Source organism: Cobetia amphilecti (assembly GCF_032923285.1).
Classification (GTDB): domain Bacteria; phylum Pseudomonadota; class Gammaproteobacteria; order Pseudomonadales; family Halomonadaceae; genus Cobetia; species Cobetia amphilecti.
In genome coordinates this window covers 3,029,649-3,049,496 of sequence record NZ_CP136695.1, presented here as the reverse complement: position 1 = coordinate 3,049,496, position 19,848 = coordinate 3,029,649, and the positions used below count along the sequence as shown (strand labels likewise).

The window sequence follows — 19,848 nt, the reverse complement described above, 5'->3', positions numbered from 1 at the left end:
TGCCCATGGGCAGTCCCTTTCTTGTTGCAAGCGGTATGGAGGGCTTTATCGCGAGCTTTCTCGAGGGCTTGGCCTCGGGAAATCCCGTCAGCGCTTCACGCGCGCCAGCAGACACTGCCAGCAGCGAGTCACCAGTGACTGGCGATACATGTCGGCGTCTGGCTCAGACTCGTCATCAGGGCCTTCATCAGTCTCTTCATCAATGGCTGGGCCGGAATGGCGAATGCAGAAACGCTCCCCCGACGGTGCCATCATCCAGCGTGAGCTGCCCGCAGGTAGGCGCCCCGCCTGCACGTCCTCATCGAGCTTTCTGCCCGCCGCCTTGATGGCGTCAATCGTGCTCTCCGACAACTCGATGAAGCCTTCATCGCCCGCTGGATCAGTCGCGTCCTGGGCTGGTGGAGTCTGAGTCATCAGATCAGGCCCTTGATGATCAGGTTGACGCTCGAGACCAGCAGAATGGCATAGGCGACCTGACGCAGACGATTGTCACTCAAGGGCGGCGGGAAGCGACGCGCCAGCTCGGTGAAGAGCATCACGACGAGGGCGCCTGACAGACCCACGAGCAGCAGCTGGGGCAGGGTGTCGCCGATACGCCCCGGGGCCGCGATGCTGAGGCCCATGCGCACGATGCCGGTGACGATGAAGACACCGAATAGCGTGCAGCGAATGGCGATCAGGGTCATCGGCTGACGATAGAGCACGACCACCAGAGGCGGGCCATTGGCCGCGAACAGCCCCCCCATCAGGCCTGATAGCACACCCGCGGTATGAAAGTGCCAGCGTGGCGATGTCGTGGCACGCGGGCCCGGTTGAGCCAGCAGGGCGAGACAGGCGATCAGGATGACGATGCCCAGCAACATGCCCAGCAGGGGGGCTCTTTCGCTGCCCAGCCAGACCGCCAGGAAATAGCCCACCGGCAACATTGGCAGGCTGGTGACCAGCAGGCGGCGTGCCAGGCGCGGATTGATCTCTCGCCAGTGCCCGCGCATGGCCATCCCGTTGTTGAACAGGCCCAGCAGAGTGCACAGCAATGCGGCGCTCTCGATGGGCAGCACATCGAGGGTCGCCAGCAGACCCATCACGATCAATCCGAAGGCGAAACCGGTCAGGGTCTGGATATAGCTGGCGAGTGCCAGACTCATCATGATGGCGACAAGTTGCCAAGGCTCCATGAAGTCTCCGTGGGCAAGGGGGGGATAGAACAGAAAGGGCGGGGCGGCGCTGGCTCCAGCATGCGCGAGGCCTGGCACTGGCAGGCAAGGGAGCTTGAGAGCGGGCGCCGTGCGCGTACGGGGAGGCCGACCAATGTCTGCCATCATAGCCTGCATCGCGCTCTGGCAGTATGACACTCGCGCAAAGTGCTCACGTTGATGTGCGTCACATAAGGCCGCGGGCATGACGGCTTTGGTCGTGCTGGCTCAATTGGCTCAGTGGGCGGGGCGTATTTCAGTAGTCACTGATTATCAGTATCTGGCATGAGTTGCCGGAGGATTGGCGCATAAACGCTCATGATTTCGGCTTTTGGCGACAGCGCAGCTTGTTTGGGCTGAGGGGGATTATTAGTCTGTGGTCAACGGCGGGTCAGGAAGTGTCGCCATTTGCTGCCACTTTCTGGCACTTTCTGCCTCTACCTTTCTCACGAGCGGACATCCCTCCAGTGTCCACTCCTCAGGGTGACGCCGTTCACCTGTCATCTTCAGTGCAGGATCAGCTCCTGTCGGATGATCGGGACTCAAGCACTAAAATCCAAGAAATTGCGAATAAAAGTCAGTCGCAAGAACTGACCCACTCTTCAGTGCAGTGTGTGCTCTGCTTCGAGGGCGCTGGTCGGCTGTGCTGGTCAACGACAGTGAACAATAAAGAAGGCAGGGCATGGGACGCTATACAGGGAAGTCGCCTTACTTTTCCATCGTGACGCCAAATCACAATTCAGGGGATGGTCTTGCGCGCTGCATCAACAGCTTGCGTGACAACCAGGCATCCTATGAACACATCATCATTGATGATTGCTCGACGGATGATGGATTCCTGTGGGCTGAGCGACAGGCGCAGCAGCAAATTGAGCAGCAATCCTCAGTGTCCACGCCGCCCGGCGAGACGCCTGACATCCCCGGGCGGCTGGTTCTGCGCCGCAATCCTCACAACATGGGGCCGGGTGGCACGCGCAATCATGGTCTGAGCCTGGTCAGCGGCCGCTATGTGCTGTTCTGTGACGCCGATGATCATTTCGCGCCTGGCGCGCTGGATATTCTGCAGGCCCGCATCGAGGCGTTCGACTCGCCCGAGGCGGTGGTCTTCCGCTACTGCCTGCAAGGCCCCAAGGGCGATCACGACAGCCTGGCATTCTGCCAGCAGGCCGAAGAGCGCCCGCTGGCTCGGGCCTTTCGTGACTTCATGCATGACACCATCGTGTCGTCTCCCTGGGGCAAGGCGATCCGCGCCGATCTGGCCTGCTCGCTGAGCTTCCCTGATCTGCCCGTGTCGCAGGATGGCCTCTATAACCTGGATCTGTTCGGGCGTGCAGAGCGCGTACTGTATCTGCCAGAGGTGCTGTATTACTTCGACAAGCGCAGTGACGGCTCGCTGACGCGCAAGCCGTTCAGCAACCAGGAGCTGGACAAGTTCCACCGCAGCTGGCGGGTCTTCGCGGAGCATTATCGTGAGCATTTCGCCGCGACTCATGGTATGGCCCTGCTGGAAATCCGCGGCCTGCGGTTCGTCGGCGTCAGCTTCATCATGCGCCAGGCGATCAACAAGACGGCGGATGATTCGCGGGTGCGCAAGGTCGTGCTCGATCAGGTGCGACAAGCGTCCTGGTCATCTCTGCGCCAGCTCTCGCTGAAGGAGCAGGCGCTGTTGATGAGCTATGCAGTGAGCCCGGCATTGTCCCGGCAACTTGTCCGCCGGAGCCAATACGCCTCATGAGCACTCATAAACATATCCTGTTCTATACCGGTGCCCAGTCACGCACCGGCGGCACCGAACGTGCCTGCGCCGATACCGCCAACATGCTGGCCGCCAGTGGCGATTATCAGGTCGAGATTCTCAGCGAATATGGCCCGGCGGAGAGTCCCTATCCGCTGCATGACGATATCGTGCACGAATCACTCTATCCCGGGCGCTCGCATCTGGGCGCTGCGCGCGGCCTGTGGCTGTTCCTGCGCCTGCTGTGGGTGGTGCTGCGCAAGCGCCCGGACGTGGTGGTGGTGGTCGAGAGCATCGGCTTCCTGCCCTTCCTGCTGCCGACGCTGCTCTGTCGCCGCACGCGCTACCTGTGCTGGGAGCACTTCAATGCCACCTCGGATCTCGGCATTGCTCGCCGTGATACGGCGCGGCGTCTGGCGGCGCATCGCGCCGACCGCATCGTGGTGCTGTCGCATGAAGACCGCCAGTACTGGGAGCGTCTGCATCCAGCCGCGCGCGAGCGACTCAGCGTGGTGCCCAACCTCAATCCGCTGGAGCATGTCGTTGCCGAGCGTCAGGCGCTGCAGAGCCGTGAGAGCAGTGCTGAGCAGGTGGCGGACTTGCGAGACGCCAGGTCGCCCAGGGTGGCGGTGGCCGTCGGCCGCCTCGAGCCGCAGAAGGGCTTCGATCTGCTGCTTGAGGCCTGGGCGGCGTTGCCTGAGGCGACCCGTGATGGCTGGGTCTTGCGCATCGTCGGCGAGGGCGCAGAGCGTGATGCCCTGGCGGCGCAGGCCGAGCGCCTGAAGATCACCCATCAGCTGCAGATGCCGGGCCAATGCCGGGACATCCGGCGCGAATACGCCGCGGCGGATCTGTTCGTGCTCTCGTCGCGCTTCGAGGGCTTTGGCCTGGTGCTGGTCGAGGCGCTGAGCTGTGGCGTGCCCTGTGTCAGCTTCGCGTGTCCGGCCGGGCCGGGCGAGATCATCAAGCATGGCGTCAATGGCTATCTGGTCGCGCAGGGCGATGTGGAAGCCATGACCCGTCAGCTTGATGAGGTGCTGGGAGATGAGACGGTGCTCGACAGGTTGCGCGCCAATGTGGATTACGGCCTGGACCGCTTCTCGCGCAATACCGTCGAGGCCAGCTGGCGCACGATGCTTGAGGGACTGGAAGCCCCGGCGCTGTTGAAGGTGATCTGATCGGCATGACGACCGCCTGGATGAGGGTGGTAGGCAAGACAGCCAGTGGACAGACAAGTGAGGGCAGCCGCCCTCACTTTTTTCATGAACGACAGCAGGAGGCTATCGCCGTGAGAATCATGCATGTCATCTCGACTCCCGCCTCTGGCGGCGCCGAGGTCTACGTCAAGGACCTGAGTCTGGCGATGGTGGCCGCTGGCCACAGTGTGCATATCACCTTTCTGGAAACCGCCGCGGAATGTGGCCGTGACCTCGAATACGAGCATCGCTTTCTGAGCCAGCTGAGCGCCGGCAATGTCAGCTACTCGTTTCTGGGCATCGAGACACGCCGCCGCCCGTGGCGAGGCGCGACGAGGTTGCGCAGGGAAGTGACGCGCTTCGCGCCGGATGTGGTGCACTGCCACCTGTATTACGCACTGATGTTCGCCTTTGGGTTGCCGCGCCAGTTGCCGGTGATGATGACGGTGCACAGCATCGAACTGGGCGCGCCGGCCTGGATGTTCCGGCTGTTTGATCGTCGCGTCACGGCCTACGTCGGTATCTGTCGCGCCTGCACCGACAAGCTGGCGCCGATTGCGGCGCGTCCGGTGGTACAGATCGACAACGCCGTCTCCGGCGCGCGTCTCAAGGCCAGTGGTTGGCGCGAGGCGAATCAGCAGGCCCCGGTGCAGCTGGCGGCGATCGGACGTCTGACCGATGCCAAGCAATATCCCCTGATGCTGGAAAGCTGCGCCAGACTCAAGGCGCAGGGCCTGGCGTTCACGCTCAGGATCGCCGGGGAGGGCCCGCACAAGGCACAGCTGATGGCGCAGATCGAGGCGCTCGGGCTCGATGATGAGGTCAGCTTGCTGGGCAATATCTCGGATGTGGCGGGGCTGCTGGCCAGCGCCGATGCCTTCATCATGTCATCCGCCTGGGAAGGGCTGCCGATCTCGCTGCTGGAGGCGACGCTCAGTGGCCTGCCGGTGCTGGTCACCGATGTCGGCGGCTGTGCCGAGGTGGTGCATCGGGTCGGCAACGGCCTGGTGGTCGACCAGCACACGCCTGAGCGCTATGCCGAGGCGTTGGGGCGACTGGTGGGGGATGCTGAATTGCGGCGTGCCTTCGCCCGCAACGCGCGCCGTTACGGGGCCAGTTATCACATCGATACCGCCCTGAGCGGGCATCTGGCGCTGTATGGCAGCCACCAACCGGCGCAGGACACCTCGGGGCTGGAGGTGACGCCCTGAGTGTCCGCAGCGGATACCCAAGTGACGGAAAGGCATGTTCAGGAAAGGCATGTTGAGGAAAGGCGGCCACGTCGCGTCGCTCATGATCGCCATTGGAAAGGCCAGGGGGTGTCGCTGACACTCTCTGGCCTTTTCGTCTTTGGGGCGTGCCCAGGCGTGGTCGAGGTATCTGCGCGGTATCTGCTAAACGTTTGCGGGGCGTATCCAGGGATATGCGGAGCGTATGTGGGGCCCGTGCAAAGTGCAGTTGGGATTTCTCATTCTGCGGAGGTGAGTCAGATGATGAGTTGTTGCTAAATTAAAGTAGTTTGATTTCGCAATATGCATTAGATGCGCTAAGGGTAATCTGTCGTCTGTCGGGTACCTGACTGCCAATGATGAGGATTAGGGGAAACAGCTTAAAGTTACCACCGCCAGTACAATCGTCTCGACGACCCGACAATTCCTTGCTGTTGAAGTCAATTGATTTATTATCAGCCCTGTTGAAGAGGGGACAGTAATGTCGCTTATTGGCGAATCAGACGTCGCCGGTAAAGCACCAGGTTCTCTTCGCTGCGACGTGCGTCATGTCACGGCCTATCGAGGTCGTCGGGCATGGTCAGGGCATGCCGACAGCATGTGCAGGAGTCGAGCGACACAAGCGCGATACAAGCACGAGACAAGAGCAGGCCGGGCCTCGCAGATGGGCAGTCAGGCGGGGAGAGGTACCGCTCCAGCGGGCGACACCGGGTACGGCGAAATGCCTCATGAGAAGGCATCAAGTCCCGGGGTCGAGTCTGGGGTCGGGGTCATTGCCGCTGGGTGGTCAGTCAGACCCGAGCTTGCCACAGACGTACAGGATAGTGCGTCAGCTCAGGCAGAGAATGTCAGTAACACATTGTATTAAATGGATTTGATATATTGGACGTGATTGAAGAAGTCGTCGGTGCCTTACGCGCCAGCGGCCGTGTCCCTTGCCTTGCGGGGCATTGGGCGGTCGCCTCATTCGAGGTCGCGCTACCTGCCAGGTCGGGCAGATGGCGCAGGCGCATCCGGGCGATCGAGCGTTGCACCTCAATCATCGCACCTCTCCATGGAATGCATGCGGGCATGAATTCTCATCCCGTTCTGACGCTGCCGTGCCAGCTGACTCGCCAACGAGATCGGCAGGTCTCGCCTGCTTGAAGGGGCGGCATAAACCTTCTTTCGACAGTGGCTCCTGACAGGTTCAAGCAACGAGTCGCTTGAACAGAAATGTCAATAAAAGTGCAAGAAAGAAGTAATCAGTAATGTTGGTGCGATCAATCTTATAAGTATCGATTAATCAAATGAGTCATGTTGTCTTGATTGATGAGAAAGTCGATCAATGCAATATGTTTCAGGTGTTAGATGCCTGGTAGTGAATTACTAAAATACTAATAAACGTTCCATTTCGGAGTTCGGTCATGGGCATGTGTCATGGACACATGCCTGACGTGTGTCCGGTGATATCGCAGGGGTATCGAAGGGCAGGCGTGACCACTCCATGACAGATGACATGTACGCCAACAGGGCGCCGCTATCGGCAGCAGGGGAGAACGCCAGTTCCTCGGGGCGGTAGCGTGCCGAAACAGCGCCTGGCGGTAGCGGTCAGGATCACAGGGGAAGAGACAGGATATGGATATACCGGTCAGAACGACGCTCCGGGCGTTCTCATTTGCCGCCGTGGTATTGGCGATGAGCGGGTGTGCCTTCGCGCCCGGTGGGCACATGGATTATGAAGCCGAGGTCGCGCCGCTGACCGACCAGGTGGAAGTCACGCCGATCACCCCCGGGCTGATCTCCAACTATCGCGCACGCCCCGCCCAGACCGCTCCCGCGCCGCCTGAGCTGGTCGATGACATCAAGCAGTACGTCTACCGCGTGGGCGGCGGCGACATTCTGGCCATCAATCTGAGCACGCCGCTGGACCTGGCTCAGGAAAGCGGTGTGCAGCGTCAGACGGTCGAGGCACTGACCTACATCGTCCAGCCGGATGGCACGCTGTTCTACCCCTATGTCGGGCGCATCAACATTCGCGACATGACAGTGGATGAGGTGCGCGCCGCGCTGGTCGCGGGGCTGTCCCGTTACATCACCGAGCCGCAGGTCAATGTCTCGGTGGCGCAATTCCGCTCCAAGCGCGTCTACCTGAGTGGCGCCGTGACCGAGCCAGGCTTCGTGCCGGTCACGGATGTTCCGCTGACCCTGATCGATGCCATCAGTGCCAGCGGCGGGGTCACGGCACTGGCCAATACCCACAACATCACGCTGACGCGCGACGGCCAGCAGGAGCACCTGAGTCTCTATCAGCTGCTGCAGCAGGGCGACATGCGTCAGAACCGTCTGCTCAAGGATGGCGACGTGATCAATGTGCCGGTGGCGGAAGACCAGAATGTCTTCGTGCTCGGTCAGGTACTCAAGCCCGGCAACATGCCGGTGGGCAATGAACGTCTGAGCCTCACCGATGCGCTGTCGCGGGCCGGCGGGGTCGATGAGGACCGCGCCAATCCGTCAGGCGTCTTCGTGGTGCGTGAAAATTCGCCGGAGTCCGACAAGCTGGCCACGGTCTTCATTCTCGATATCTCGGATGCGACCTCGCTGATGCTGGGCGCGCGCTTCCCGCTGCAACCGCGTGATGTGGTCTATGTGACCGCCGCGCCGGTCAGCCGCTGGAATCGTGTGCTGAGCCAGCTGCTGCCGTCCGTGACCAGTACCGGGGCCTTCGTCTCGGTCATCGATGACATCGAGGATTGAGGTCATGTCCCACTCCCGCATGGCAGGTCGCGTCGCGACCTGCCGTATCACCTGCCTGCCGGGCCTGAATCGTTTACTCAAGGCGGCGTCATGAATCAGTACACCTCTCCCATGCCATCCTCTTCTGCACAGCCTGGCAAGGACACCACGCGCCGACTCGATTTCAGCACCATTCTCGCCTTGCTCTGGCATCGACGCTGGTGGCTGATCGGCAGCACGCTGCTGTTCACCCTCCTGGGCATCTATCTCGTCGGTAGCCAGCAGCGCATCTACCTGGCCGATTCCCTGATCCAGATCGAGGACAAGGGCGGCAGCGCCAGCCTGCTGGGGCCGCTGGCCGGTCAGGCGACCGGCAGCGACGAGAGCAGCACCAGCGATGAGCTGGAAATTCTCGCCTCACGACTGGTACTGGGCCAGGCCGTGGACCGCGAGCGCCTCAATATCGTGGTCTCTCCGGTGCGTTACCCGGTCATCGGTGACTGGCTCTCCAACCGCCATCTGCGCCTGCCGGCAAGCCTCGGCGGGCAGGACTACGCCTGGGGCGATGACACCCTCAAGGTCACCACGCTCGAGCTCAGTGGTCCGTGGCAACAGCAGACGCTGACCCTCGAGGTACTGGGCGATGAGCGCTACCGCCTGCTGGATGCCGAGGGTCAGCCGATCGTCGATGGCAAGGTGGGCGAGAACGCGCTGGCGGAGGGCATCAAGGTCTTCGTGCGCGAGTTGTCAGCCGAACCCGGTGCACGTTTCACGCTGACCAGCATCTCGGACCTGAGCGCCATCAATTCGCTCAAGTCGCGCTTCACCGCCGTGCGCAATGGCACCGACACCGGGGTGGTCACGCTGAGCCTGTCAGGTAGTGACCAGACCGCCATCGTCAACACCCTGGACACCATCACCAATGTCTTCCTGCAGCAGAACATCGAGCGGGAATCCGCCGAGGCGGACAATCAGCTCGGCTTTCTGGGCGACCAGATCCCGACGCTGCGTGGCCAGCTCGATGAGGCGGAATCGGCACTCAACGACTATCGCCGCCGTCGCGACTCGGTCGATCTGACCGCCGAGAGTCAGCAGGTGATGGAGAACCTCGTCGGGCTGGACAATCAGCTGACCGAGATCAAGCTGCGCCTGGCCGAGCTGTCCCGTGCCTACACCAGCGAGCACCCGGCCTATCGGGCGCTGGTGGCACGTCGTGATTCGCTCAATCAGGAGAAGGCGCGCGTGCAGAAGCAGGCCGAGCAACTGCCGGCCGCCCAGCGCGAGGCGCTCAACCTGAACCGCAATGTCACCGTCAGCCAGGAAATCTATGTCGCGCTGCTCAACAAGCGCGAGGAAGTGCGCCTCAAGAAGGCCGGCACCGTCGGCAACGTGCGCATCCTGGACCCGGCAGTGCTGCAGCCAGTGCCCATCTCGCCGAAGACGTCCCTGATGCTGGCCGTGTTCTGCATGATTGGCCTGATGCTGGGCACGCTGGCCGCGCTGCTGCGTCATGCGATGCGCAAGGGCATCGACACCGCCGAGCAGATCGAGGCGCTGGACCTGCCCGTCTACGCCACGGTGCCGCTGTCGCCGCAGCAGCACAACATGATGCGCCGCGTGCGCCTCAAGGGCGAGAAGGGCGGCCGCGAGATCTATCAGGGGGTGCTGGCCACCTCCCAGCCGTCGGACATCAGTATCGAGGCTCTGCGCAGCCTGCGCACCAGCCTGCACTTCGCCCTGCTCGACAATCGCCGCAAGTCGGTGATGTTCACCGGGCCGAGTCCGGGCATCGGCAAGAGCTTCGTCAGCCTCAATCTGGCGGCGGTGAGTGCCGAGGCCGGTCAGCGCGTGCTGCTGATCGATGCCGACATGCGCCGCGGCCACCTGCATCACGCCTTCCAGCGTACCTCCGAGCAGGGCGGTCTGTCGGATGTGCTCAGCGGTGCCAGTCCGCTGGACAGCGTGCTGTATCACTCGCGCATCGACAATCTTGATTTCCTGGGCCGTGGCGTCGCGCCGCCCAACCCGTCGGAGCTGTTGATGCAGCCCAATTTCGCCGAGCTGCTGGAGCAACTCGGTGAGCGTTACGACCTGATCATCATCGACACGCCGCCGGTACTGGCCGTGACCGAAGCGCTGATCATCGGTCGTCACGTCGGCGCCAGTCTGATGGTGGCGCGATTTGGCATGAACCAGGTGCGCGAACTCGAGCATGCACGCAAGAAGCTCGAGAACAATGGCATTCACGTCAAGGGCGCCATCCTGAATGCCATCGAACCGCAAGCTGGCGACAAGCATGGCTACGGTTATTACAACTACAGCTACGCCTGACATCGTCTCGCTTGGCAGCTCTCATGACGCTTGAATCACGGAGGAGGTAAGCACGATGAGCGGTATACCCTTGTCGATGGAGCACCAGCGGCGTTACTCGCATCACTACGAGCGCTTGCTGGCCAGCAAGCGATTGCAGCTGATCTTCGGGATGCTGGTGGTGGTCATCGCGCCGGCACTGTACCAGGCAGGGTTGAACCAGCTGATGCAGGGTGACACCCACTGGTGGCTGACCAGCGATGATCAGTGGCATGCCCTGCTCGGCACCGGCGTGGCCTACACCCTGTCGGTGACGGCGGTCAATCGCCTGTCCCGCCTGCCGGGCACGCGCTCCTACCTCTACGTCGTGCCGGCGATCGTCATCTCCTATCTGACCTTGATGATGGTGCTGGGCGTGCTGGGGCTTGAGTATTCGCGTCACCAGGTCGGCCTGTCCTTCCTGCTCGCGGTGAGCCTGTGCACGGCCTACTACTACATCGACACCCGACTGCGCCGGATGCGCTTCGCGGTGGTGCCCTACGGCAAGGCGCCGAGTCTGTGCACCCGCCCGGGCGTCGAGTGGCTGTCGTTGCGCGGGCCTGACCTGGTCGGCCTGCCGCGTATCGACGGCGTGGTGGCGGACCTGCGCGGTGAGCTGCCCAGCGAGTGGGAGAGCTTCCTGGCCGACTGCACCATCCACCGTATTCCGGTCTATCACGCGACCCATGCCCACGAGATGATCACCGGTCGCGTACTGCTGGATCACCTCTACGCCAACGAGTTCGGCTCGCTGACACCGCGGGAAGACTATGAGGTCATCAAGCGCTGGATGGACTTCACCGTCGCCGCGCTCATGCTGCCGCTGCTGGCGCCGGTCATGTTGCTGACGGCGCTGGCGATTCGCCTCGACAGTCCCGGGCCGGTGATCTTCCGCCAGCCGCGCATGGGCTTTCACTGCCGCCCCTTCACCGTCTACAAGTTCCGCAGCATGTATGACGGCATGAAGGGCGCGGGCTTCACCCAGGAAGGCAGTGATCCGCGCATCACGCGAGTCGGGCGCTTCATCCGCAAGTGCCGTCTCGATGAGCTGCCCCAGCTGTTCAATGTGCTCAAGGGCGACATGAGCCTGATAGGCCCGCGCCCCGAGTCGATGAATCTGGCCGACTGGTATCGCAAGGACGTGCCGTTCTTCCACTACCGCCATGTCGTGCGCCCGGGCATCACCGGCTGGGCGCAGGTCGAGCAGGGTTACGCCGCTGAAGTGGAAGGCATGATCCGCAAGCTGGAATACGACTTCTTCTACATCAAGCACTTTTCCTTCTGGCTCGATCTGCTGGTGGTGATCCGCACCATCAAGATCGTGATCAGCGGCAACGGCTCGCGCTGAGCGGGCCTGCACTCTCTGTAGACGTCTGTAGACGAGTGTCTCCGCAGGCGAGTGTGCGGCACTTCTCTGAAACGTGTAGCGAGTCGCTGCCAGAGGAACCCGGCAGCGAACGCGCTGCACCGGCACTCGTCTGCTGTCAGAGCCAACCTTCATCTGATGTACGAAAGGAGTCGATATCATGATTACGGTGACGCGTCCCTACTTCCCGGAGCGGGAGAATTTCGACCGCTATGTGGATTCCATCTTCGAGGGGCGCTGGTTGACCAACCACGGCCCGCTCGAGCAGGAGCTCACTCGACGTCTGGAAACCTATCTGGGCGTCGAGAATCTGCTGCTGGTCAGCAATGGCACCCTGGCGCTGCAGATCGCCTATCGCGCGCTGGGCATCGCCCAGATGCCGGGCCAGTACGAATCGGCGGAGGTCATCACCACGCCCTTCACCTTCATCGCCACCGCCAGCAGCCTGAAGTGGGAGGGCATGCAGCCGGTATTCACGGATATCGACCCCGATACCCTGTGTCTGGACCCGGCACGCATCGAGTCGGCCATCACGCCACGCACCCGTGCCATCGTGCCGGTGCACGTGTTCGGCAATGCCTGTGATGTCGAGGCCATCGATGCGCTGGGCGAGGCGCATGATCTGAAGGTCATCTATGACGGTGCCCACGCCTTCGGCGTGACCTATCGCGGCAACAGCCTGCTGTCACATGGCGATGCCAGCACCCTGAGCTTCCACGCCACCAAGCTGTTCCACAGCATCGAAGGCGGCGCGATCATCTTCAAGCGCAAGGAAGACCTGGAACGCGCCCGCAAGTTGATCAACTTCGGCATCACCGGCCCGGAGTGCATCGAGGAGCTGGGCATCAACGCCAAGATGAATGAGTTCCAGGCGGCGATGGGGCTGTGCGTGCTGGATGAGATCGAAGGCAATCTGGAGAGCCGGGCGCTGGTCTGGCATGCCTATGCCCAGGCGCTGCGCGGCAATGTCCAGCTGCAGACCCGCCAGACCGGCGCCAGCCTGAATTACGCCTACTTCCCGATCATTCTCGAAAGCGAAAGCATGCTGCTCGAGGTGATGCAGCGTCTGCAGCAGGAAGGCTATCTGGCACGACGTTACTTCTGCCCGTCGCTGGAATCGCTGTCCTTCCTCGGGCGGCCCGCCGCCGAATTGCAGGACGAGGATGTCATCACCCCGCAGATCGTGCATTCCACCGATATCGCCAGTCGTATCCTGTGTCTGCCGCTCTACTCGGGGCTTGAGGTCAGCGAGATCCTCGGGGCGGTGCGCATCATCGTCAATCGCCACGTCAAGGCCGCCTGATCATGAACATCGCGATCATGCAGCCCTATCTGTTCCCGCATATCGGCTATTTCCAGCTGATGCATGCCTGTGACGAGTTTCTCGTCTACGACTATGTCGCCTTCATTCCGCGTGGCTATATCCATCGCAACAATGTGCTGCTGGGCGGCAAGGCGCATCGCTTCACGCTGTCGGTGCCCAAGGCGTCGCCCAACCGCTTGATCAGCGAACTCGTCTTCGGCCCGACACCGGACAGCCTGCTGACCACGCTGCATCACGCCTATGCCAAGGCACCGTATTACGCACAGGTCATGCCGCTGCTGCAGGCGGTGTTCCAGCATGAAGACCGCCGCATCGGGGCGCTGTGCAAGTACAGCTTCGAGCGGGTGTGTGACTACCTGGGGTTGGAGTGTCGCTTTCTGCTCACCAGTGAGCTTGAGCACGATCGCAGTCTCAAGGCCCAGGACCGTCTGATCGAGATGTCACTGATGCGCGGGGCCGAGGGTTACATCAACAGCATCGGCGGCCGCAAGCTCTACCAGGCGGCGCCCTTTGCGGCCAATGGCATCACGCCGTCATTCCTCGCCAGCCAGCCGAGTGACTACTGCCAGACACCGCTTGATTCGCGTCGCTCGGGGCGTCAGGCGGAGTTCGTCGCCGGCCTGTCGATCATCGATATGCTGATGTGGTGCTCACCGGGCGAGACGCGCGACAGACTCGCCGAGTACCAGCTGCTGCCGGAAGACCCGGAGCTGCTGCGTGCCGCGGGCAATGTTGCGGGTGACACGGCGCCTGTGCCGGGGCCGCTGGCGCGCGATGTCTCCACCCACTCGCAACAGGGGGGCCACGCCTCGTGTCACTGAGCAACAAGACCGCCATCGGCATTCTGTGGAATTTCTCCGATCAGCTATTGCGGCGTGGCATGGCCAGTCTGGTCACGCTGCTGCTGGCGCGGCTGCTGGTGCCGGAAGATTTCGGGTTGCTGGCGATGGTGCTGGTCTTTCTGACCATCGCCTCGGCCATGATGGATTCCGGTCTTCAGCAGGCCATTCTGCGCATGCCGACCCTCGGGCCGCGTGATGCCAGCACCGCCTTCTTCAGCAATATCGCCTTCGGGGTGCTGGCCTACGGCCTGCTGTATGCCAGCGCCCCCCTGATCGCCGACTTCTATGCCGAGCCACGCCTGATCGTGCTGGTGCGTATCGGCGGCATCGTGGTGCTGATCAATTCCTTCGAGGTCATTCAGGGCGCGATGCTCAACCGTGCGCTGGATTTTCGCACGCGCATGAAGGCTGGCATTCCCGGCAGCGTGGTGTCGGGCGGGGTGGCAGTGCTGCTGGGCTGGCTGGGCTTCGGGGTCTGGGCACTGGTGGGGCAGATGTTGACGGCGGCGCTGGTCACTACCGCCCTGATGTGGTGGTGGGGCAGCTGGCGGCCGCGGCGGGAATTCGATGTGGTGTCGTTCAAGGCGATGTTCCGCTTCGGCTACAAGATGTTCCTGTCACGCATGCTGGATGTGCTGTTCGTGAATCTCTATGTGCTGCTGATCGCCAAGCTGTTCTCCGCTTCGGTGGCGGGGCTGTTCTTCTTCGCCGAGCGTCTCAAGGAGCTGGTGATCAATCAGCTGGTGACGGCGGTGCAGAACGTGACCTTCCCGGCGCTGGCGAGCATCCAGGCGGATCCGGTGCGCCTCAAGAGTGCCTATCGTCAGATCCTGCAGGTCATGGTCTATCTGTTGTTCCCGGCGATGCTGTTGCTGGCGGCGCTGGCCGAGCCGCTGTTCCTGACGCTATTGCCCGAGCGGTGGCTGGCGGCGGTGCCTTATCTGCAGCTGATGTGCATCGCGGCCGTCATGTATCCCCTGAGCACGCTCAATCTCAATGTGCTCAAGGTCAAGGGGCGCTCGGACCTGTTCCTCGGGCTCGAGATCGTCAAGAAGGTATTGATCTGTGCGGTGCTTGCGGTGACCTGGCGCCATGGCGTGATGGCGATCCTGATCGGGCAGATCGTGGTGGCGGTGGTGTCCTACATCCCCAATGCCTGGTTCTCGCGGGACTTGATCAACTACAGCATCCGCGAGCAGCTGGCCGACTTCCTGCCGGCTCTGCTGCTGGCCAGCGCGGTGGCGGGCACGACCTGGTGGGCCGTGCCTGCGCTGTTGGCCATCTGGCCGGCACCGGTGGTGCTGGTGGTATCAGGCCTGCTGGCAGGGGCGGCCTATCTGTTGCTGTCCTGCTGGCTGCGCTTCGCGGCCTGGCAGTACGGCGCCGGCTGGATCCAGGAGCGTCTTTCACAACGGAAAGTGGGGAATACTGCATGTTAGAACTGAGTTATGCCCGGGCACTCGCGACGCCCCTCATGGATGGCACACCGCAGTCAGGCCCCTTGCCTGTACCGCCGGCGCCCGCCGAGGAAGCCGCCATCATGGCCGAGTGGGAGGGCGATCTCAGCGCCCCGCGCGTCTCGGTGATGTGCTTCGCCTTCAATCATGGCGACTACATTCGCATGGCGCTGGATGGCTTCCTGATGCAGCGCACGCGTTTTCCGTTCGAGATCGTCGTGCATGACGATGTCTCGACGGATGGCACGCGGGAAATCATCGAGGAATATGCGGCCCGTTACCCGAACATCGTGCGGCCGATCCTGCAGGACGTGAACCAGTACTCGCAGCATATCTGGCCGATCACCTTCTGCATGCCGGTGATGCGTGGCGACATCATTGCCTATTGCGAAGGCGATGATTACTGGATCAAACCCGACAAGCTGGCCCGTCAGGTCGCCTTGTTCGACGCCTATCCCGAGGCGACGGTCTGCTTCCACCCGGCGCTGGAATTCAATGAAGCCACCGGCGAGCATTCGCTCATCTGCCGCTATGCCGATAGCGTGAAGAAGATCTCTGCCGAGGCGGTGATCGGGCTGCGCGGCGCCTCCATTCCGTCACCGGCCTTCAGCTTCCGACGCGTCGATGCCACCGTCGACGCGATGATGGCGTCCTATCGCGGCGCCCCGATCATGGACTTCTTCCTGCAGTCCTACATGGCACTGCAAGGCGAGACTCTCTATTACGAAGATGCTGCCTGTGTCTATCGCCGCAATGCCAAGGGTTCCTGGACATCGCAGCAGCAGGAAAGCGAGGCCGAACAGCGCTATCAGCGCGACATGATCTCGGCCATCGACGTCTTTCATGCCAATACCCGGCATATGCCGCATTCCGACAGCCTGTATATCCCGCTCTATCACTACTTCAAGCAGTACGTGATGGCGCCCGCGAGCCCCATGCAGCGCCTGGCCAACTTCCGCCAGGGGGTCGCGCTGCTTTCGCACATGGATCGCAGTCGGCTGCTGCGCCTCGTGCGTCAGGATGTGATGACCAGGTTGATAGGCACTCGTCGCCGTCGTGTGACATCCGACAGCGCAGTGCAGAAGCGTAAAAGCGCCTGAAAGCCCCCGGTTATCTGGGGGATGAGGGCGAGAGAAGCGTTTGATGACAGGACGTCGTCAATGACATCAAAAAAGCGCTGCAACACACAAAAGCGCGAAGGATATCGGCCTTGGGCCGTCGTGAGTCGCAAGGGGACCGCAACATGAATTATCGCAGTTACGCCGACCTGAGTTCGGACATCGCCAGACAGTTGTCGCGCCTGCAGGCCGGGAATTTCGATCTGATCGTCGGAATCCCGCGCAGTGGAATGGTGCCGGCCTACATGATCAGCGCCATGCTCAATCGGGCCTGCACGGATCTCGACACCTTCATCGCCAACGGCTCGCCCGGCAAGGGGATGACGCGCAAGGTCCGGGGGGCGGCGCAGAGCGCCTGGGAAAATCAGCGTGTGCTGCTGGTCGACGACAGTTTCAACAGTGGGGCCTCGCTCAAGGCCTCCCTGGCGCGCATTCCGCAAGAATGCCCCTGTGACATCACCACCTGCGTCATCTATGCCAACCCGGCACCGGTGGTGGGGGTGGACATGTATCTGGTCGAGCTGGAACACCCGCGTGCCTTCCAGTGGAATCTGTTTCATCACCCGGCGCTGGCCGATAGCTGCCTGGATATCGATGGCGTGCTGTGCCTCGATCCGACGCCTGAGCAGAACGATGACGGCCCGCGCTATCGCGACTTCCTGACCAACGCGGCACCTCTGCATATCCCGACCTACCGTGTGCACTCGCTGGTCACCAATCGGCTGGAAAAATATCGTCCCGAGACGACCGCCTGGCTGGCCCGGCACGGTGTCGAGTATGACCACCTGATCATGCTCGACCTGCCCAGCAAGGAAGAGCGGCTGCGTCAGAATCGCCATTCGAGTCACAAGGCGGATTACTACCGTGACTCCGGCTGTCGCCTGTTCATCGAAAGCGAAGTGGGGCAGGCCACCAACATCACGCGCATGACCGGCAGGCCCGTCTATTGCGTGGACGCCCACCAGATGATGACCCCCGAGTGGGCCTCGATGTCAGCGCAGAAGAAGGGCCAGGTGCTGGTGTGCACGTTCAAGCGCATGGCGCGCCGGGTCGTGACCTGGTTGCCGGCGCCGCTGGCCCGCCAGGCGCGCAGTGTCTATCAGCGCCTGGCCTGAACGCACCGAAGGAAGTGGGGCTGACGTCGATCGCCATGTGCAGATGGCATGGCGATCATCGTGAATTGACTCGATCAAGCCTGGCTCAAGGCTAACACTGGCGAAGGAGTGGCAATGAAGACGCATCGGATGGCGCTTTTGGTCGTGGCACGGCAGATGACCCTCGAGACTCGCCAGATGCTGGCGTTGGCGGCGGGGCTGACGCGCCTGGGTCACGAGGTGGACCTCATCGTGCCCCAGGCCCATGAGGAGTTGATCGAAGGTCTGGCCCATGGGGTGCGGCTGGTAGAGCTGGGCGTGCACACTGAGTTGACGGGCGTGCTGGCCCTGACGCGCTATCTGGCGCGTCATCGCCCATGTGTCCTGTTGTCCAGCGGTCTGGAAGCCAACCTCAATGCACTCAAGGCGCGCCGTCTGGATCGTTGGCGCGTGCCGGTGATTGCGCATCATGCCGTGACACCGGCCAGTGAACTGGTGGCGGCGGGCAGCAAGGCGCGGGGCCTGAGGCGCCGGATGGCGCTCAAGTATCCGCATGCGGCACTGGTGCTGGTCGAAAGCGATGAAGCCGGCTGCCAGGCACGCCACGAGGGCGGCATCGAGGCAGCGCGCGTCGTGACGTTGCCGTTGGCCCCTGATGAGGAGACGGGCGCGCTGAGCGAGCATCAATTGATGCAGTGCCTGTCGCTGATGCTGTCGGCAGCCCAGGTCGAGGGCGCGTCACCCTTCTCGTCCCAAAGCTGGCAGGTCAGCAGTGGGGGAGCTGCGGCTGGCCTCGCGCAGTCCTCGCCGTCCCTCGATACCTCTGGCGTGGTGAGTCGGCAGGCCACCAGCGCTGATACCGGCGCGTCTGCGCCCCTCATGTCATCCGCCAGTCTGCAGGCCGAACTGGCCAACAGCGGCGCACGAGAATAAGTCTTTCCATGGAACACATTCTGCTCGACCTGCCCAACCTGCTCGTCTGTCTGGTACTGGTGATGGTGGGCTTTCTGCGTGGTTGGGTGACGCGCAATGTCGCGATCATCCTGAGTCTGAGCAGTGCGGTGCCGTACCTGTTGAACAATGTGCTGTTCGATGCCGAATACATGCCGGACCAGTTCCGCTACTGGGAGCAGGTATTGGCCATGCGCAGCATGGACTGGGGAGCGATGGACCACTCCCTGACCGTCTCGGTCTCATCGGGATTTCTGGCGCTGTTGCCGTTGCCGCTGGCGGAAACCATCACCAGCCTGGGCTTCTTCAACAAGTTCCTCTATATCGGCGCGCTGATGGTGCTGATTCGCCGCGGCATCATCTCCCACGCGGTACTGCTGTTCGTGCTGTGCTACCCGAGCCTGGTGCTCTACAGCTCACTGAGCCTGCGCGATACCCTGGTCACCGGCTTCATGCTCGGCAGCTTCCTGCTGGCCATCGAACGCCGGCCGATGTGGGCGCTGATCTTCCTGCTGCCGTTATGGATCATCAAGTTCCAGAACGCTCTGATCATGCTGATCTTCCTCGGCATCTATCTCCTCTACGACGTCAGCCGTCAGGGCCTGTCGACCAAGCGATTCTGCTGGTTGCTGGTCGGGCTGGCCGCCAGTGTGCTGGTCATCTATCCGCTGGCGGTGGACCAGATCAACTTCTTCCGCGCGGCCATGTATCTGGAGGATGGCGGCAAGATCGAGGATGTGGAGGTGATTCAGGGCTTCGGGGACTTCGTGGTGACGGGAATCCAGGGCGCGCTCTATTTCCTGATCAAGCCATTGCCCTGGGAAGCCGCCAATGCGCTGCAGTTGATCCAGTCGGGAGAGAACCTGCTGGTGGTCGCCTTCCTTGTCTGGCTGACCCTCAAGTGCTGGCAGGTCCAGCGCGAGAAGACGCTCTTCTGGCTGCTGTATCTGATCGGCGCCTTCACCATCTATGGACTCGTCGTCTTCAACTACGGCACCGCGGTGCGCTATCGCTTCCCGTTCCTGGTCATCTATGTGGTGTGCATGGCGCATGACACAGGGCTGGTGCGTCTGTGGCAGCAGCAACGCCGGCCTGCGTTGCTGGACTGAGCTGCTGGAACGAGTTGCTGGATCGAGCTGCTGGACCGAGCCACGACGCCTTTCCTTTCGCGCTGGTGTCGCTTCTCGATCGTTTCTCTTGTCGATGGCTCCCCTTATTCAAGGTTTCTCTCCCGGATGCTTCCGGTCGCGCGGGCTCATGCTCGCGCATGTTCTTCTTC

At 62.1% G+C, this 19,848-nt stretch carries 15 protein-coding genes; 13 read left to right on the top strand and 2 right to left on the bottom strand.

Annotated features, from left to right (window positions below):
• Window positions 1-87: 87 nt before the first annotated feature.
• On the bottom strand, window positions 88-414 hold the full coding sequence (locus tag R1T44_RS12995) for a hypothetical protein (protein WP_317292165.1): 327 nt from the start codon (window positions 412-414) through the stop codon (window positions 88-90).
• Entirely contained in the window at window positions 414-1,175 is a 762-nt protein-coding gene (locus R1T44_RS12990) for a sulfite exporter TauE/SafE family protein (RefSeq protein ID WP_054556253.1), read from the bottom strand. Before R1T44_RS12990 ends, R1T44_RS12995 begins: the two co-directional genes overlap by 1 nt.
• A gap of 700 nt (window positions 1,176-1,875) precedes the next feature.
• Here R1T44_RS12990 and R1T44_RS12985 point away from each other — a divergent pair.
• From R1T44_RS12985 to R1T44_RS12925, 13 genes are all read left to right on the top strand, one after another.
• The gene (locus R1T44_RS12985) at window positions 1,876-2,928 is read left to right on the top strand and encodes a glycosyltransferase family 2 protein (protein WP_317292164.1); all 1,053 of its coding nucleotides are present in this window, start codon (window positions 1,876-1,878) and stop codon (window positions 2,926-2,928) included.
• A complete protein-coding gene (locus R1T44_RS12980) occupies window positions 2,925-4,106 on the top strand; it encodes a glycosyltransferase family 4 protein (RefSeq protein ID WP_317292163.1) in 1,182 nt (393 codons plus the stop codon). The genes R1T44_RS12985 and R1T44_RS12980 overlap by 4 nt, the downstream gene beginning before the upstream one ends.
• 119 nt (window positions 4,107-4,225) lie before the next feature.
• A complete protein-coding gene (locus R1T44_RS12975) occupies window positions 4,226-5,335 on the top strand; it encodes a glycosyltransferase family 4 protein (protein WP_317292945.1) in 1,110 nt (369 codons plus the stop codon).
• Window positions 5,336-6,970: 1,635 nt separating this feature from the next.
• Window positions 6,971-8,089 carry a polysaccharide export protein gene (locus tag R1T44_RS12970; RefSeq protein ID WP_054556249.1) on the top strand — a complete coding sequence of 373 codons (1,119 nt, stop codon included), beginning with the start codon at window positions 6,971-6,973 and terminating at the stop codon, window positions 8,087-8,089.
• A gap of 90 nt (window positions 8,090-8,179) precedes the next feature.
• Complete coding sequence (locus R1T44_RS12965; protein WP_317292162.1) at window positions 8,180-10,399, top strand: polysaccharide biosynthesis tyrosine autokinase; 2,220 nt, start codon at window positions 8,180-8,182, stop codon at window positions 10,397-10,399.
• Window positions 10,400-10,454: 55 nt separating this feature from the next.
• A complete protein-coding gene (locus tag R1T44_RS12960) occupies window positions 10,455-11,765 on the top strand; it encodes an exopolysaccharide biosynthesis polyprenyl glycosylphosphotransferase (RefSeq protein WP_225996327.1) in 1,311 nt (436 codons plus the stop codon).
• 178 nt (window positions 11,766-11,943) lie between these two features.
• Window positions 11,944-13,086, top strand: a complete 1,143-nt coding sequence (locus R1T44_RS12955) for a DegT/DnrJ/EryC1/StrS family aminotransferase (protein ID WP_054556247.1) — start codon at window positions 11,944-11,946, stop codon at window positions 13,084-13,086.
• 2 nt (window positions 13,087-13,088) lie between these two features.
• Window positions 13,089-13,928: a WbqC family protein gene (locus R1T44_RS12950; RefSeq protein WP_317292161.1), complete on the top strand. Its 840-nt coding sequence runs from the start codon at window positions 13,089-13,091 to the stop codon at window positions 13,926-13,928.
• On the top strand, window positions 13,919-15,388 hold the full coding sequence (locus R1T44_RS12945; protein WP_284892063.1) for a lipopolysaccharide biosynthesis protein: 1,470 nt from the start codon (window positions 13,919-13,921) through the stop codon (window positions 15,386-15,388). Before R1T44_RS12950 ends, R1T44_RS12945 begins: the two co-directional genes overlap by 10 nt.
• Window positions 15,382-16,506, top strand: a complete 1,125-nt coding sequence (locus tag R1T44_RS12940; RefSeq protein WP_107336372.1) for a glycosyltransferase family 2 protein — start codon at window positions 15,382-15,384, stop codon at window positions 16,504-16,506. Before R1T44_RS12945 ends, R1T44_RS12940 begins: the two co-directional genes overlap by 7 nt.
• Window positions 16,507-16,649: 143 nt before the next feature.
• Window positions 16,650-17,639 carry a phosphoribosyltransferase family protein gene (locus R1T44_RS12935; protein WP_131432407.1) on the top strand — a complete coding sequence of 330 codons (990 nt, stop codon included), beginning with the start codon at window positions 16,650-16,652 and terminating at the stop codon, window positions 17,637-17,639.
• Window positions 17,640-17,753: 114 nt separating this feature from the next.
• Window positions 17,754-18,551 (top strand): glycosyltransferase family 4 protein, encoded by a 798-nt coding sequence (locus R1T44_RS12930; RefSeq protein ID WP_317292160.1) that lies wholly within the window; start codon window positions 17,754-17,756, stop codon window positions 18,549-18,551.
• An 8-nt stretch (window positions 18,552-18,559) separates the two neighbouring features.
• On the top strand, window positions 18,560-19,678 hold the full coding sequence (locus tag R1T44_RS12925; RefSeq protein WP_052384903.1) for a hypothetical protein: 1,119 nt from the start codon (window positions 18,560-18,562) through the stop codon (window positions 19,676-19,678).
• Window positions 19,679-19,848 lie beyond the last annotated feature (170 nt).